Genomic DNA, 17,683 nt, shown 5'->3' with positions numbered 1-17,683 from the left:
CGGGACATGGGTTCAACGACCAGAGCGACCTGATCGATTAAGGAAATGCCGTCGGATGAGGGGGGACCTCAAAGCACCGGCGCGTTTTGATCGAGGGTATTTTCATGGTTTCCGGTAGCAACGGCGCGGGCGAAGTCGCACGCGCAAATGATGTTTCGCGCAATTCTTCCTTCAAGATGCGCGGATTGCTGCTCGGTTCGACTGCGCTGATCGGTGTCGCGCTCGCGGTGCCAGCGATGGCGCAGACCAGTGTGAACAACGGCCATGTCACCTCGCCGAACAGCGGCGTAGTGACCGGTGACGGCGTGGACGGAGGCGCGTCGGTTGTCTTTGTGGGCGCAGGCTCGGTCTTTCTCGACGGCGCGTCGGTCAACAACAGCACTGGCACCCCCAATGCCAATGGCCTGTCGCTCATAAATACCGGTGGCGGCGGCTTCGGTGTCGCACTCGTGAACAACGCCAACACGTTCACGACCGATCAGAGCGGCGGCGCGGCGGTCTATATTTCGCAAACGGGCGCCAATCTGGGTATCGGGCACGAGGTGTCGGGGAATGTTTTTACCGGCAGCTATGGCGAACGCTATGTTTCGAGCGGCGCAATTTTTTACGAACGTAGCGGTTCCGGCGGTTCGGATATTTATGTCGCCAACGGCGCCGCGATCGCGGGCGTCCACCTGACGGGCAGGAGCGTCGGCGCCGACTTCGATGCGCCTTCCATCACGGGCTTTGCCACCGGGATTTTCGCCGACACGATCAATGGCGCGTCGGTTACGACCCTGGGCGGCGACATCACAACTTCTTCGGGCGGTACCGGCATCGTCGCGGTGGCCAGCAATGGCGGCGTCAATATCTCATCGCAGTCGGCGATCGTCGCAGAGACGGGGATTTCTGCGACCGCGGCGGGCGGGGTCAACATCACCACCAGCGGCACCGGTACGATCAATGCGGTTGGCACGGGCATCTATGCGTCGAGCGCCGGGCTCAGCGGCAATCAAGTCGTCGTTGGCGCGGATGTTACCGGCCAGCTTGGCGTCCACACAGTGGGAGCCAACTTCACGACCACCATTGGGGCCGGCGTCACCGTGACCGGCGCAGGCACCGACAGCCAAGGTATCTATGCCGAGGGTGGCAAAGCCAACGTCATCAACAACGGCATTGTGATCAACACCGCCACCGACGGGATTGCGGCGATCGCATTCGCGCAGGGCGGCCATGTGACCAATGTGGGTCTGATTGAATCCGCCGGCACCGGGGTCGGCATACAAGCCCTCAACGGGCTGGAACTCCTCAATACCGGCATCATCGCCGGCGGCGGCAATGGTGTGCAGGTCGATAGCGGCAGCGCTTTGATCACGAACTATGATGGCGGTTCGATCACCGGTGGCAATGGCGAACCTGCCGGGCCGGCCTTTGGCCCGCTCAATGCCGGCGGCAATGGCGCCGCTGCGATCGCCCTGCTCAACGGCGGCGCCAATATTCTCGACCTGCAACATGGTTCGATGACCGGCGCGATCTATTCGCTGGCGAGCGGCACGACCGGTGTGACGCTCGGCGGCACGATGACCGGCGATTATGATGGCAGGGGTGCGACCGGGGCGGTCAATTGGACGCTGGGCGCGCTGGCTTCGATGCAGGGCGCGACCTTCGGCAGCGGGAATGACAGCTTCACCTTCAATGGCGGAGCGATTGAGGGCGTCGTTGATGCGGGCGCCGGCACCGATAGCTTTTTCAGCGTGCTGGGCGCGGGCAATAGCGCGTCGCTCGACATGTCGAACCTGATCGGGTTCGCAAGCTATGACCATCAGTCGGGCAATCTGACGCTGACCGGTGCGCGGACCGACAATAGTTCTGGCATTGGCGCCTGGAATCTGTCGGGAGGGACCACCACGAATATTGCCGGCGCGCTTGCTGCGCCGAACAAGAATGTGGTGCTCGATGCCAGGATGACTGCGTCCACGACGGTGAATATCCTGAGTGGTGGCAGCGTGTCGGGATATGTCGGGGTCCAATTCAATGGCCCGGCAACCGGTACATTCAACAATGCGGGCACGCTGACAGCGGCCGGATATGGCGTGCACGGCGTCTCCGGTCCCATCCTTGCGACCAATAGCGGAACGCTGAGTGCGGGCATTGGTTCAGGCATCAGCTTTGCGTCAGGTGCTTCGACGCTCACCAACTCCGGAACGATCACCGGGGGGAATAGCGCGACGTCGGGCTATGGTGCCTCGGCGAAGTACGGCAACCTTGTCGTCACCAACCAGGCTCTCGGTCAGATCAAGGGTGGGGCCGGCGGGCTGCTCTTGGGCAGACAGGCGACAGTCGACAATGCGGCGACCGGCGCCATTTCGGGTCCGATCGCGATCAAGACCGAGGGCACGGGCGCGCTGACCCTGACCAACCGTGGCAATGTCGCCGGCAGCACCAGCGCGATCCACGCGACGGGCAGCGGCGCGGTATCGATCACGAATGCGGTCGGCGGCCTGATCGGAACCGGTGTGCTGTCGGCGAACGGGCAGAATTTCACCTCGGGCGGCACGAGCTATGCCATCGATCTCGCCAATGGCGGCACCGTCAACAACGCCGGCACCATCACCGGAAGCAATTCGGGCGTCTTTTCCACCGGCGCGCTTTCGCTGACTAACACCGGCACCATCTCGGTCACCGGAACGGGTTTGGGGGGCGTCTTTCGGGACGGTGTTGCGGCGACCGGCGGCCTCGCAACGATCGTCAATGCGGGTGTCATCAGCTCGACGGAATATTCGGGCATACTCTTTCAGGGCGGCACCATCACCAACGCCGCCGCTGGCTTATTGTCCGGCGGGACCAACTTCGGCTTCGGCGCGGGGGTGCAATTCTCCGGCAGCGCTGGCGGGACATTCAACAATTATGGTGTGGCGACGGGCACGGCTGGCGGCGTGATCACCGGCAGCGGTGTCAATCAGATCAACCTGTTCGCCGGGTCGACCACCGGCAATATCAGCGCCCTTAGCGCCGGCACCAACACGCTAGCGATCTATAACGGCCGCGGCACCGCAAGCGGCGCGCTTGTGAGCAATGGCATCACCTTGCAGAATGCCGGGACGCTCGCGGCTGCGAGCTATGGCACCATCCAGCTCGGCGGCGGCAACAATACGCTGATGCTGCGCGGCTCCGGCGACGGCACCGCTGCGAACGGCGCGGCGGGTTCTTTCAGTCTCTCGACCAGCACTGGCGCCAACACGCTGACCAAGGCCGATGGCGGCATCTGGACGCTCAGCGGCGCGGCGCTCACGCCTGGCATGACGATAAACGCCGGCACCGGCGGCGGGCCGGGTTCGGGCGGCGTGCTGATTTTCGACGGCGCGACGGGCCTGACCGGCACGATCAACGTCAATGGCGCGGCGATCCGGGCGAACAGCGCGGGCGCCTTTGGAACGGGGACCATCTACACGATCGATCCGACGATCCAATATGCCGCCACCGGCAGCTATGCGAACCCGATCATCCTGTCGTCGGTGGACCCTGTCGGCGATCCGACGCGGATCGAAGTCGGCAATGGTGTCACCGCAACGCTGACCGGCCAGATCAGCGAGAATGCGACGCCGCAGCCGCTGGTGTTCGGCCTGATTAACGGCGCGACGTCGGGCACGACCGTGCTGACGAACGGGGCGAATGACTGGACCGGGCAGACGCGGGTCGAGGCTGGCGTAACCCTGCGCGGCACCGCCCAGACGATCTCGGGCAGCGACGTCGACAACGCGGGCGTGCTCGAATTCAACCAGAGCGTGGCGGGCAGCTTTGACAAGGCGATCAGCGGGACGGGGGCGCTCAGCAAGACGGGCGCCGGGAACCTCAACCTGAGTGCGACCAACATCTACACCGGCGCCACGACCATCACCACCGGCACACTGGGGCTGACCGGCACGGGATCGATCGCCAATTCGGTGCGCGTGAACAACAGCGGCCATTTCACGATCGCGGGTCATGTCGGCGGCGCGACCGTCAACAATCTGAACGGCACCGGCACGGTCGCGCTTGGCCTCAATACGCTGACCGCGGTCTATGATACGGCGGCGACGATTTCGGGCACCATCTCGGGCACCGGTGCCTTCGTGAAATCGGGTTCGGGCGCGCTGACCGTCACCGGCAACAATGTCTTTGCCGGCGGGACGACGGTGACGGCGGGGATGATGACCGCGTTGAACAACGGCAATGGTTTCGGGACCGGCGGAATCACCATCACTTCGGGCGCCACCGCCGAATATAGTCATCAGAACCCCGGCAACCTGTTTGTCCGCGGTGGCACGATCGGCGGCGCGGGCAGGCTGTTGCTCACCACCACGGCGGGGAACACCCTCGCCCTCGGCAACAACGGCGGCAATGTGAATATCGCCCTGGCACAGGGCGGGGTGATCGACATCCAGGGCACGGGGGCTACAGCCGGAAGCACCAGCGACCAAGGCTTCTGGACCAATAACAAGGGCAGCCTGAATATAGGATCCGGCGCGACATTCGACGGCGTGGAAGGCGACATCCTCGTCGACGCCCTCACCGGCACCGGCCTGTACCGGGGTGGATATCAGGGCCGGGGCAGCACGACGATCGGCGTTGCCGGTGGTTCCGGCAGTTTTTCGGGCACGCTGACCGACAGCCTCGGCTTCAATGCGCGTCTCCACATTACCAAAGCGGGAACGGGAACCCAGACCCTCTCGGGCATCAACACCTATACCGGATCGACGGTGATTTCGGGTGGCACGCTGGCGCTCAGCGGCAATGGCTCGATCGCCAGTTCGTCGAGCGTCACCAACAATGCGACCTTTGATATTTCGGGCCGCACGGGTGCGACCAGCGTCAATCAGTTGACCGGAACCGGCGCCATCCTGCTCGGCGCGAACAGGCTGACCGCGGTCAACAACGCCAGCGGCACCATCTCCGGGAACATCAGCGGCAGCAGCGGCGGTTTCACCAAGTCGGGGTTCGGCAATCTGACGCTGAGCGGCGCGAACAATTATGCCGGTTCGACCATCGTCAATCAGGGAACGCTGACAGGCACGACCAACAGCATTTCCGGATCGAACATCGCGCTGAATGGCACCAGCCAGCTTCGCTATAATCAGAATTTTGCCGGAACGGCGGCACAGAATATCAGCGGCACCGGCAGCGTGGAGATCAATAATAATAGCGGCCCCGTTACCTTCACGGGAAATCTGACCCACAGTGGCGGTCTGACGGCGCGGTCGGGCGCGCGGTTGGTGATCTCGGGCACGCGCAGCGGCGCGGCGGGCGTGGGCGTCGACCTTTTGGGTACGGGGGGAGGCTTGACCGTCAATGCCACCGGATCGGTTGTCGGCGGACAATTTGCCGCGGTTCAGGTGGGAGTCGGGACCGACGTCACCAATCTGGGCACGATCACGAACGCCGGGACGCTCGGTGACGGCTTCGGATCGGCGATCCGTTCGACTGTCACCAGCGGCCTCAGCTCCATCACCAACGGCAGCGCGACGAACAGCAGCGCGACCATCAGCGGCTTCAATTCGGCCATCAGCCACGGCGTGGGCGCGTCCGGGATTCTGGCCGTCAGCAACTATGGCACGATCACCGGCCGGAACGGGATTGAAAGCCTGGCCGGTAGCGGCGAGTTGGCCGTCACCAACCAGCTTGGCGGGTCGATTTCTGCTACCAACGGCGCTGGCATATTCGGCAACGCCACCACAACCATCGTCAATGACGGAACGATCAGTGGCACGACCGCGGCGATTGACCTCGTTGGCGATTTTGCTGACGACGTTACGCTGGGCGCGGCATCGATCACCAACGGCACGATCGGCTTGGGTGCTGGAGATGACGCGTTCACCTTCACTACCGGCGCGACCGTCAATGGCGCGATCGATGGCGGGGCCGGAACCGACAGCTTCGTCGTGGACGGTACGGGCGCCAGCAATATCGCAGGCAGTATCTCCGGCTTCGAAAGCCTGACGAAGGAAGGCAGCGGAAGCCTGACGCTGTCAGGGACCAATGGCGCCTTCGGAACGGTCGCGATCAATGCCGGGACGCTAAACATCGCGCACGGCAATGCGATCGCGTTCGGCGACACCGTCTCCGTTGCGGCCGGGGCGAATTTCGGCCTCCTCGGCGACGCGGCGATCGCCAAGCTCGGCGGCGCAGGCAATGTCCTGCTCGGCGCGAACACGCTGACGCTGGGCGGTGATGATAGCGATTCGGATTTCGACGGCATCGTGTCGGGCACCGGTGGTCTCACCAAGACCGGCACCGGGGTCCTCACGATCGGCGGCGCGAACGCTTACACTGGCATGACCTTGGTCGAGGCGGGGACGCTGCGCTTTGGCGCCGATGATGTGTTGTCGGACTCGACCTATTTGCGCGTCCTTGGCGGCGCGACGCTCGACCTCAACGGCTTTAGCGACACCGTCGGCAGCTTTGATCTGCTCGGCGACCTGATCGGCGGCGGCACGCTGACCGCCAATGCCTATAATCTTTATGGCGGCACGCTCGGCATGGCGCTGGGAGGCGGCACCGTGAACCAGATGTCGGGAACGACGCTGGTCAATGGTACGATCGACGCCAATATGATCGCGATCGTCGGCGGGACGTTGCTGCTTGGCGACGCCGACCGGTTGAGCGACAATAGCGCGGTTACCGTCAACCCGGGCGCAACGCTGGATATTCAGGGCTTTGACGACAGTATCGGCAGTCTGGTCTTGGCCGGAACGCTTGACGGCACCGGCACGCTGACCGCCGCGACCTATGAGCTTCAGGGTGCGACGGTGAACGCCAATCTGGGCACCGGCACGCTGAACCAGACCAGCGGCACTTCGACGCTGAACGGCGTTTCGGGCGCCGAAACGGTCAATGTCATCGGCGGGACACTGGTGCTGGGCGCGGCCGAGCGGTTGGACGACGGCGCAGTGCTGGCGATTGGCAGCGACGGCGTGCTCGATCTCGGCGCTTTTGCCGAGACGGTGGGGACGGCAAACCTCAGCGGCACGCTGAACGGCAGCGGCACCTTGACCGCCACGGCCTATGGCGTGGCCGGCGCGACGGTGAACGCGAACCTCGGGGGTGGCGTGCTGCTGGTGGGAGCAGGCAACAGCCAGCTGAACGGCACCGCGGCGGCATCGACCGTTCTGGTCGCTGGAACGCTTGAGCTTGGCGCTGCCGAGCGGCTGAACGATGCGGCGTTGCTGACGATCGACACGGGCGGTGTCCTTGATCTCGGCGCCTTCGCGGAAACCGTCGACAGCACGCTGATCGGCGGTACGCTGAATGGCACGGGCACGTTGACGGCGCGCATCTATAATCTGGCCGGCGCGACAGTGAACGCGAACCTTGGCGCCGGCGCGTTGCTGGTGGGTCCGGGTAGTAGCACGCTGCAGGGGACATCGGCGGCGAACGTCGTACTGCTTGCCGGAACGCTGACGTTGGGCGCCAGTGAGCGGCTCAGCGATGCGGCGATGCTGCAGATCGATGCGGGGGCTGCGCTTGATCTGGGGGTTGCCGTCGAGACGGTCGACAGTACGCTGATCAGTGGCACGTTGAACGGCACGGGCACGCTGACGGCGCGCACCTACGGCCTGACCGGCGCGACGGTGAATGCGAACCTTGGCACGGGCACTTTGCTCGTCGGGGCGGGGACCAGTACGCTGACCGGCACGGCCGCAGCATCGACCGTGCAGGTTGCCGGAACGCTGGTGTTGGGCGCGGCCGAACGGTTGAACGATGGCGCGATGTTGCAGGTTGAGGCCGATGGCGTGCTGGACCTCGGCGCCTTCGCCGAGACCGTCGGCGGCCTGTACGGCAGTGGCGCCGTCAACCTCGCTGGCGGCAGCCTGACGACGAACCAGGCGGTCCATTCGACCTTTGGCGGCAGTATTGGCGGCAACGGCGGTCTGGTGAAAGCCGGCAACGGCACGCTCACCCTCACGGGCGAGAACAGTTTCACCGGCACGACCAGCGTCACCGGCGGCATGTTGGTGGTGAATGGCAGCATGGCGTCATCCGTCACCACGTCCAACGGCGGCCGGATCGGCGGCACTGGCACGGTCGGCGGGCTGACCGTCGCGGCCACGGGCAGTCTGGCGCCGGGCAACAGTATAGGTCTGCTCAAGGTGGCGGGTAATCTGACCTTTGAAGCAGGCTCTTTCTATGACGTCGAAGTGACCCCGACGACGAGCGATCTGACCCTGGTAACGGGATCGACCACGCTTCGGGGCGGGACGGTTCGCGTGACCGCGGACGGCACCGCCTACAACCCGCGGACCGACCATATAATCATCAATTCGGCCGGGGGCGTGAGTGGCGAATTTGCCGGTGTGACCTCCAACCTCGCCTTCCTGACGCCCGTTCTCGAATATACGCCGACGCTGGTGAAGCTGGTCCTGCGCCGCAACGACATCTCTTTTACCGAGGTTGCGCAAAATCGGAACCAGCTGGCAGTCGCGAATGCCGTGGAGGGGCAGGGGCTGGGCAGTATCCTCAGCGACGCCTTGCTTTCCCTGTCCGCGGACGGCGCGCGCGCGGCGTTCAACACGCTGTCGGGCGAGATTTACGGCTCGACCGGGACATCGGTGATCGCGCAGGGGCACGCTTCGCGCCGTACGCTGATCGACGCCGGAAAATCGGCCGCCGACGGTCTCGCAATCTGGGGGGCCGGAACCATCGGGCGCAGCGTCCATGATTCGAACGCGCGCCTTGGGCACGAGAAATATGTCGCCGAACGGTCGGGCTATTTCACCGGCTTCAGCTTTGCCGCGAAGGGCTTCCATGCCGGGGTGGCGGCGGGCCAGTCGGATTCGGACAGCCGGGTCCGCTCGCGGACCAGCGGCGCGGCGGTGAGGACCGACTATGTCGGCGGCGACATCGGCTATGCCACGGACGACGGCCTCCATGTACAAGCGGGCGTCCTGTTCGGATGGCATGATATCGAGACCAGCCGTCAGGTCACCTTCGCCGGCTTCAACGAAGTCGAGCGGTCGAAGCGGGGCGGACGGACTGGGCAATATTTTGCCGAGCTTGGCTATGCCTTCGTCGACAGTGACGCGCTGAAACTCGAAAGCTTCTTTGGTTATTCGAATATCCGGAGCAAGACTGGCGCGGCGACCGAAGTCGGCGGTGCTGCCGCGCTCTCGGTCGCGCGATCGACGCGTGAGGTGAATTACCTCGATTTCGGCCTGCGCGCGCAGTCGAACCATGATGTGCTCGGCGCGACGCTATCGCCCAATGTGTCGGTGACATGGGAGCGTGCGTGGGGCGATGTGTCAGGCCTGTCGATTGCGGGCTTTGTCAACGGAACACCCTTCGCCATTCAGGGCGCCGGTATATCGAAGGACGCGCTGCAGATCAGCGGCGGACTGAACGTCGCTCCGAGTGACGGCGTCAGCTTTGGCATCGGCTATGACGGCACGGTCGCGCGCAGGCAGGTCGAGCATGCCGCTAGGGTGAATATCAGCATCAAATTCTAGGTGGCGGATCGGCGACCGGCCCATATTGAAATGAGCCGGTCGCGTGTGTTTCGCCGCCTTTGCCAATAAACGGGCTTGCTAGGCATCAATCAAACCTCTCTGGCCGAACCGCTTCGAACGTCGCATCGGGGCCATCCGACACCGGAGGGTTTATGTTGTTTCGATCGAAAGCGGCTGCGCGCCTTTTGTTTGTGCCGTTGCTGGCGGGCGCCAGCCTGCGCGATCGGGTGCTGGCCTGCCTGGGCGCGCTGATCGGCATCTCGGTCGTCGGTGTGGCGGGTATCGCCTTGTTCCCGGCATCGATCCCGTGGATCGTCGCGCCGATCGGGGCCTCGACCGTGCTGCTCTTCGCTGTTCCCGCCAGTCCGCTGGCGCAGCCCTGGTCGATTATTGGCGGCAACAGCATTTCCGCCGTTGTTGGCGTGCTGGTGGTGCATTATGTCCATGATCCGGTGACTGCGGCGACATTGGCGGTGGCGGCAGCGATCCTGGTGATGTCGTTGCTGCGCTGTCTCCATCCTCCCGGCGGCGCGGCGGCGCTCAGCGCCGTACTCGCTTCGTCGCTGATCGAGGCAGGCGGCCCGGCCGCATTCCTGATCCCGGTGGTGGTCAACTCGCTGTTGCTTACCTCCATCGGCTGGCTGTTTCACCGCTATTCGGGCCACTCCTATCCGCACCGTCCCGCGCCGGTCGAAGGTCGGGTGCTGCCGCCCGGCTCGGTGTCCGGCCTGCTCATGGAAGATATCGACAGCGCGCTCGCTGACCTTGGTGAAACCTTCGACATCAGCCGCGAAGACCTGGCGCTGTTACTGGCGCGGGCCGAGGTGCACGCCGCAGAGCGCGCCAGCAAGGGATAGCTATGCGCCCAAGGCGCGCGCTCATCATGTAGCTTGCTAAGCATAGGGCGATTGGTCCACAGGCCTGATCGAAACATGCTGTCAGGAGGTACTTTTGAGCAAGATTGATGAAAAATTGCAGCCAGTTCTTGATGAAGTATTGCGCCGGAACGCCGGCGAGGCCGAATTTCACCAGGCCGTTCGCGAGGTGCTCGAAAGCCTTGGCCGCGTCGTTGCCAAGCATCCCGATTACGCCAATCATGCGCTGATCGAACGGATTTGTGAGCCCGAACGCCAGATCATTTTCCGCGTACCATGGGTCGACGATGCCGGGCAGGTTCAGATCAACCGCGGCTTTCGCGTCCAGTTCAATTCGGCGCTCGGCCCCTATAAGGGCGGCATCCGTTTCCACCCGTCGGTCAACCTGGGGATCGTCAAATTCCTGGGCTTTGAACAGATTTTCAAAAACGCGCTGACCGGGATGCCGATCGGCGGCGGCAAGGGCGGTTCGGATTTCAATCCGCGCGGGCGCTCGGACGGCGAGATCATGCGCTTCTGCCAGGCGTTCATGACCGAGCTTCAGCGTCATCTTGGCGAATATACTGACGTGCCCGCGGGCGATATCGGCGTCGGCGGGCGCGAGATCGGCTATATGTTCGGCCAGTATAAGCGTCTCAACAACCGCTATGAAGCCGGCGTACTTACCGGCAAGGGGCTCGTCTATGGCGGCTCGCGCGCACGGACCGAGGCGACCGGCTATGGCCTCGTCTATTTCGTCCAGCGCATGCTCGCGACGAAGGATATGGCGATGGAGGGCCAGCGCGTCGTCGTTTCGGGTTCGGGCAATGTCGCCATCTATGCGATCGATAAGGTGCAGCAGTTTGGCGGCAAGGTCATGGCTTGCTCGGACTCCAATGGATATATCCTCGACGAGAATGGGATCGATCTCGACCTGCTCAAGGAAATCAAGGAAGTCCGCCGCGAACGCCTGTCCGAATATGCCCGGGTTAAGGGCGTGGGCGCGCATTATATCGAGAATGGGTCGATCTGGGACGTGCCATGCGACATCGCGCTGCCGTGCGCAACGCAGAACGAACTGACGCTGAAGGACGCGGGCACGCTGATCAAAAATGGCGTGATCGTGGTTGGCGAGGGCGCGAACATGCCTTCGACCCCCGAAGCGGTCGAGCTGTTCCAGAGTTCGGGGGTGATGTTCGCACCAGGCAAGGCGGCCAATGCCGGCGGCGTTGCGACCTCGGCGCTGGAAATGCAGCAGAACGCCTCGCGCGACAGCTGGTCGTTCGAGCAGACCGAAGAGCGGCTCGCCCAGATCATGCGCAATATCCATGACAATTGTGCGGCGACCGCGGAGGAATATAGCGCGCCCGGCAATTATGTACTCGGCGCCAATATCGCGGGCTTTGTTCGGGTTGCAGAGGCGATGCGCTCGCTCGGTGTGATTTGATCCCGGCTCCCGGCCGGTGCGCGCTTGCGTGTCGGCCGGGGTCACAATGTGGAGCGACAGGCGCCCCTTTATACTAACGTTACCTGCCCGGTTTTCAGCTCATAGGCCGTGCTCGGGATTGCGGGTTCGCGTTCTGACAGGATTGGCGGCGAATGGGCAAGCCGACCGACATTGTCGCGGACGTTGGCGACTGCAGCGTGCATTCTCGGATCGAGCGTATCGCTCATCAGGTTGCCGGCGTGCCGGAGCGGTCTGGCAGTGATATACGGGCATTGTGCCGATGCCGAGCTTTTATGGAATATGGGCCGGACTGAATGAGCCGATTTTCTCGGCCTGGGATGAAACTTGCTCCGGAATTGGACGTTTTGGAGCAATGGTGGAGCCTGGTTTCGTCAGGAGATGCTCATTTTCCAGCAAGGGCTTTCGAAGTTCAGAAAACTATGGCTTAATGAAGTTGTGGTCGAGTCGCATATAGCTAATGAGTAGGTAGAATACTCAGGAATATGGAGTGAGGGGCCATTTATGGAAAGGGTGGAGACGGCAAAGAGCCGCCAACACTACTTGGCATTGAATGCCTATTTGTCCTGCCAATATTCTGGCATTATTGGATATTATTCGCTTGATATTGCGGACGCTCGCAAGGGGCATGACATGCCCGGTCGGGCCCGTCGTGACCAATGCCGATGATCGAGCCAGCGGTTCAAGCTGAAATCGTGGCCGGACTGATTATGGATTAGTGGGGAGCGCCTGATGGTCGTCGCCGCGCATATCGAGACCTTCCCGGGCGAGCCGGAGCACGGCGGTCGCGTCAGGCTGGGGCTGAGCACGGCGGCCACCGCGTCTGACGCAGAGGTGCTCGTGCATAATATATCGGCAACCGGGCTCGTTCTTGAAGGCGATATGGGGCTTTCGTTAAGCGATGACTTCGAAGTCGCGTTTCCGCATGGCGAAACCGTCGCTGCGACGGTGAGTTGGGTCAGTCAGCGATTGCGGGGCTGCATGTTCCGGACGCCGGTTTCGGATGCGACGCTTGAGGCTGCGATGCTGCGCAACGCGGTCGCTACGGACCGGGTCAATGGCCAGCCGGGGAGTGAAAGCTTTGGCCTTCGCCTTCATCAATTCCGGCTGGCGAAAGGGCTGACGCAATCCCAGCTGGCCCGGCAGCTCAAAGTCAGCGAGCCATCGATCTCGCACTGGGAGACGGACAAGTCGCGGCCAAAGGCCGGGCGGATGCAGATGCTGGCAGTCATCCTGGGCGTCCCAATGCCCGAACTGCTCGGCTATGACGACGCTGAAACACTGCGCAAGCTGGTCGACAAGGCCAAGGAGGAGATAGCCAGGGCCGCGGGCGCCGACGTGAACAATGTCAGGATTACGATCGACATGTAGCTCGTCCGCCGCCCGGAACAGGGCGGATCAGGAAAAGTTCAGCGAGACGAGGGCGAAAACGAAGAGAATGGCCGCGACGGTAAACAAGCCCGTCAGCACGGTGAAGAGGAGGGCGCTTGCAGGCCGCCTGAAGCCGTCCTCGTCGTCCTCGCTTTGGATCGCTGGCTCGGCAATCTCGCCTGCTTCTCCGCTGGGTGGCGCTTTGAGCAGCGCAGCGCTGATCGCGCTCGCCGGGACGGGCGACAGAAATTCGCACCCGAAGCGCTTGCCATCGGCGCGAATAATCCGTGCCGGAGTGGCTCCAAGTTCGGGGAGGACCAGAAGGAAAGTCTCGCCGACGGCAAAACTGGTGTCGGTTTCGATCAACAGGCCTGTCCGCGACAAATCACGGATGATGACAGCCGATTCCTCGGTTGAGGACTGTGCGGCGACGTCGAGCCGGAGGGTGCGTCGCTCCGTCCTTCTGCGATCGGTCGCTTCGACCGGGTCGGCAATATGCGCCAGCAATGACCTCACAACCATCTCCTTTGCGGACCGTCATCGCTCAACAATCTTAATATTGCATTGCCGTCGCGACCGCTCCGGTCAACAGCGCGGGGTCGGATCGAGTTCACAGGACGATCCTGCTGGTGATCCAGTGCGTGTGGCGCGCGCGCAAAAGGGTGCCTGGTCGGTGCCGTGGCGGGGAGTTTCTCTTCAGGGCTCGTAATATTATTACAGTAGTGAATGCGATTGTTACTGCCGCGCCTTATGGCGATTCTGTCGCGCGACATTAAGATTCGCGTCGCCTCCTGCTTTTTGAGCGGAGGAAAATGCGATGAACCGTAACATTTTATGGCTCGGATCGGGACAGTTTTGCATCGTGGACGCAGTCTCGGCCTTCGATTTCTGTCAATCCATCCATTTGAATATTCTAAATATTATCTCTGGCGGAAAGGGAGTGGTGGGCCGGCATTCAGAGTAAGTTTCGTGCCGGTAAAAATGTATTAACGCGCTTGCGGAGTCCGGGAAAAGCATGTTTTTCTAGTGGATGGGGATGTCCGAGTCGTCGGACAATGGGTCGCACCGAATTGTTGTGGATTTTACTGTGCCGTTTGGGCGCAAGTTGCGACGTATGCGAGGGAAACAGACATGGACGCTTTTGACAACCCGGCCCGCGACGGAATGGCTGGCCCGCAGCGCGATGGCGTGTCAACCGAACAGGCGAACCAGGCAGTAGGGGGGAGCGAACTACTCGCCGCATCGGCGAGTGTTACAGCGACGGCATCGGCCATAACGCTGGCGATCCAGGCAATCCTTGTTCCTGATGCGAGCGGACGTATTGTCCTGCCCGCCGGCGTGTCGATCGACGACATCACGGTTTCCGGTACGGACCTGATCATAACCTTGCCGAACGGCCAGGTTATGATCATTCCCAATGGCGCGATCGACATTCCCTCGATCGTCGTCGATGGTGACACGGTGCCCGCGAGCACGGTTGCGCAGCTGCTGGAAAATCTGGGCGATCTGAATCCCGAAGCGGGCGTCCGCAGCTCGGGCGGCAATTTTGCGGACCCCGAAGGCGCGATCCAGGATCCCTATGCGCTCGGCGACCTGTTGCCGTACACCGAGCTCGCTTTCCCGCAGCCCGAAGACCGGGAACTCCTCCCGGCTGTCCCTGAGGAAGAAGATCCGACAGTCGTTATCGTAACACCCGACCAGCCGGCGGGATCGGTCAATGCAACGGCCAGCGTGAACGAGGCGGGTCTCCCCGCGCGGGGCGAGGAACCGGCGGGCAGCAACAGTGCGGCCAACAGCGAGACGGTGACGGGTTCGATCCGGTTCGACACGCCTGACGGTGCGGGATCGGTCACGCTGAACGGCACCGCGATTACTGCGGTCGGGCAGGTCATCACGACGCCGATCGGCCAATTGACCATCACCAGCATTGAAGCGGGTAATATCGGCTACAGCTACACGCTGGCCGACAATACCAATGCCAACAATAATGTGACCGACGTGTTTGCCGTCGTGGTGACCGATATTGACGGCGACACCGCGACTGCCGACCTGACCATCTCGGTCATCGACGATGTGCCGACTGCGCGCGCTGATACCGATACGGTCGCCGCCGGAACCTTCGCGCCCGAAACGGGCAATGTTCTGTCGGGTGCTGGCACCACCAGCGGTGCCGCTGGCGCCGATACGCAAGGCGCCGATGGCGCCTCTTTGACCGGAATCCGCGCGGGCGCGACCGGCAGTGAATTCACGGCACCCGGCAGTGTGATCCAGGGCCAATATGGCACGCTGACGATCGATGGGCAGGGCAATTACAGCTATGTCCGCAGCCCAGGCACCCCGGGCGGTGTCAACGATGTCTTTACCTATCGCTTGACCGACGGCGATGGCGATACGTCGACCGCGACGCTCACGATCGCAATCGCCGACAGTTCCACCGTGATCACATCGATCCTGGCGGAGAATGTTGTCGAGGAATCTCAACTCGGGCCGCGCGGCGGTGAAACGCCGGGCTCCGAGTTCGATGGCAATGGCGAAACAACGACCGGCACGATGGGCTTTACGGCGCGCGACGGCGTTGGCAGCGTAACTATTGAAGGCGTTGCGATCACGCCGGGAGCCCTGCCACAAACGATTTTCAGCGATGCAACCGGGACATTGGTGATCAACGCCTATGTCTATGATCCGGCGACCGGCAACGGGTCGATCATCTATACCTACACGCTGACCGACAATACGCTCAACACTAACGGCACCACCGTGCCTTTCGATATCGTCGTGACCGACAGCGATGGCGACAGCGCCAGCGGAATATTGAATATCCGGATCATCGATGATGCTCCGACCGCGGTGAACGACGTCGACAGCGTGACCGAAGACAGTGGAAGCGGAGAGAATCCGCCGACCGCCGATGGCAATGTCCTGACCGGCGTGGGCGGCAGCGATGCGAACGGCACCGATGGTGCGAAGGACGTGCAGGGCGCCGATGGCGCGACCGTCACGGCCGTGGCGGGCGGCACGATCGGCGAAGGTTTCCCGACCGCTTATGGTACGCTGACCCTGAACGCCGATGGCAGCTACAGCTATGTTCTGAACAACGCCGCGCAGCCGGTGCAGGGCTTGTCGGCCGGCGAGACGCTGACCGAAGTCTTCACCTACACGATCACTGATGGCGACGGCGATACCAGCACGGCGACGCTGACGATCACGATCAACGGCGCCAACGACGGGGTTACGATCAACGGCCTGAACGTCGAAGGCGGCGAGGTCATCGTCGACGAAGATAATCTGATCGACGGTTCGTCGCCCGATAATGCGGCGCTGACCCAGCCAGGCAGCTTCACCGTGTCGACCCCCGACGGGCTCGGCAATGTGACGATCGGTGGCACGCAGGTCGTGACGAACGGCGTCTTCACGGCGGGCACGGCCACAAGTCCGCTCGGCGTGGTCAACATCACCGGCTTCACGCCGGTGGTTGGTGCTGACGGATCGGTGATCGGCGGGACCTTCACCTATGAATACGTCCTGTCCGACAATACGCTGACGCATGGCGTACAGGGGCAGGACAATGTCACCGACAGCTTTGCGGTAATCGTCACCGATAGCGATGGTTCAACCGGCAATGCCAGCCTCGACGTTGTCATCATCGACGACGTCCCGACGGCGGCGAATGATGTCGACAGCGTGACCGAAGACAGCGGAAACGGCGACAACCCGCCGACCGCTGACGGCAATGTGCTGACCGGCGTGGGCGGCACCGACGCCAATGCGACTGACGGCGCGAAAGACATCCAGGGCGCTGATGGTGCAACCGTCACGGCCGTGGCGGGCGGTACGATCGGCGAAGGTTTCCCGACCGCCTATGGCACGCTGACGCTGAATAGCGACGGCAGCTATACCTATGTGCTCAACAATCAGGCGCAGCCGGTGCAGGGGCTGTCGGCGGGCGAGACGCTGACCGAGACCTTTACATACACGATCACCGACGGCGATGGCGACACGTCGCCCGCGACGTTGACGATCACAATTAACGGCGCCGACGATGGCGTGACGATCCGGGGCCTGGATATCGAGGGCGGCGAACTCATCGTCGACGAAGATGATCTGATCGACGGTTCGTCGCCTGACGAAGGGGCGCTGACCCAGCCGGGCAGCTTCACCGTGTCGACCCCTGACGGGCTCGGCAATGTGACGATCGGTGGCACGCAGGTCGTGACGAACGGCGTCTTCACGGCGGGCACGGCCACGAGTCCGCTTGGCGTGGTCAACATCACCGGCTTCACGCCGGTGATTGGCGCCGACGGTTCGGTGATCGGCGGGACCTTCACCTATGAATACGTCCTGTCCGACAATACGCTGACGCATGGCGTACAGGGGCAGGACAATGTCACCGACAGCTTCGCCGTGATCGTCACCGACAGCGACGGTTCAACCGGTAACGCCAGCCTTGATGTCGTTATCGTCGACGATGTGCCGACGGCGCGTCCGGATGTGGACAGCGTGACCGAAGATGGTCCGCTGGTGGCGAACGGCAATGT

At 62.8% G+C, this 17,683-nt stretch carries 7 protein-coding genes; 5 read left to right on the top strand and 2 right to left on the bottom strand.

The features are described 5' to 3' along the window. Positions 1-104 precede the first annotated feature (104 nt). The 3 genes from AC1RRJ_RS19820 to gdhA all read left to right on the top strand — a co-directional run bounded on the left by AC1RRJ_RS19820 (position 105) and on the right by gdhA (position 11,759). Positions 105-9,458, top strand: coding sequence for an autotransporter-associated beta strand repeat-containing protein (locus AC1RRJ_RS19820; RefSeq protein ID WP_493125914.1), 9,354 nt, complete (start codon positions 105-107; stop codon positions 9,456-9,458). 152 nt (positions 9,459-9,610) lie between these two features. Continuing rightward, a complete protein-coding gene (locus AC1RRJ_RS19815) occupies positions 9,611-10,315 on the top strand; it encodes an HPP family protein (RefSeq protein ID WP_493125912.1) in 705 nt (234 codons plus the stop codon). Positions 10,316-10,409: 94 nt separating this feature from the next. Next, complete coding sequence (gene gdhA, locus AC1RRJ_RS19810) at positions 10,410-11,759, top strand: NADP-specific glutamate dehydrogenase (RefSeq protein ID WP_088473939.1); 1,350 nt, start codon at positions 10,410-10,412, stop codon at positions 11,757-11,759. 68 nt (positions 11,760-11,827) lie between these two features. Here gdhA and AC1RRJ_RS19805 read toward each other — a convergent pair whose 3' ends face one another. Further along, positions 11,828-11,986 carry a hypothetical protein gene (locus AC1RRJ_RS19805; RefSeq protein WP_493125910.1) on the bottom strand — a complete coding sequence of 53 codons (159 nt, stop codon included), beginning with the start codon at positions 11,984-11,986 and terminating at the stop codon, positions 11,828-11,830. Positions 11,987-12,509: 523 nt separating this feature from the next. Between AC1RRJ_RS19805 and AC1RRJ_RS19800 the strand changes: the two genes are divergently transcribed. Next, positions 12,510-13,148, top strand: coding sequence for a helix-turn-helix domain-containing protein (locus AC1RRJ_RS19800; protein ID WP_493125908.1), 639 nt, complete (start codon positions 12,510-12,512; stop codon positions 13,146-13,148). 27 nt (positions 13,149-13,175) lie between these two features. On the opposite strand, the gene AC1RRJ_RS19795 is transcribed toward AC1RRJ_RS19800, so the two are convergent. Further along, a complete protein-coding gene (locus AC1RRJ_RS19795; protein ID WP_493125906.1) occupies positions 13,176-13,655 on the bottom strand; it encodes a PilZ domain-containing protein in 480 nt (159 codons plus the stop codon). Positions 13,656-14,279: 624 nt separating this feature from the next. On the opposite strand from AC1RRJ_RS19795, the gene AC1RRJ_RS19790 reads away from it, so the two are divergent. Beyond that, the coding region (locus AC1RRJ_RS19790; RefSeq protein WP_493125904.1) for a beta strand repeat-containing protein at positions 14,280-17,683 on the top strand (3,404 nt) is incomplete at its 3' end.

The organism is Sphingopyxis sp. GW821-FHT12C06 (assembly GCF_058807415.1).
The sequence above is the reverse complement of the archived record's forward strand: the minus strand, read 5'-3'. Positions and strand labels throughout refer to the sequence as shown.

Bases quoted from the DNA above. Each gene is read 5' to 3' on its own strand.
- AC1RRJ_RS19805 (WP_493125910.1), bottom strand. From the start codon at position 11,986: ATGAGCGATACGCTCGATCCGAGAATGCACGCTGCAGTCGCCAACGTC.
- AC1RRJ_RS19815 (WP_493125912.1), top strand. From the start codon at position 9,611: ATGTTGTTTCGATCGAAAGCGGCTGCGCGCCTTTTGTTTGTGCCGTTG.
- AC1RRJ_RS19800 (WP_493125908.1), top strand. From the start codon at position 12,510: ATGGTCGTCGCCGCGCATATCGAGACCTTCCCGGGCGAGCCGGAGCAC.
- AC1RRJ_RS19820 (WP_493125914.1), top strand. From the start codon at position 105: ATGGTTTCCGGTAGCAACGGCGCGGGCGAAGTCGCACGCGCAAATGAT.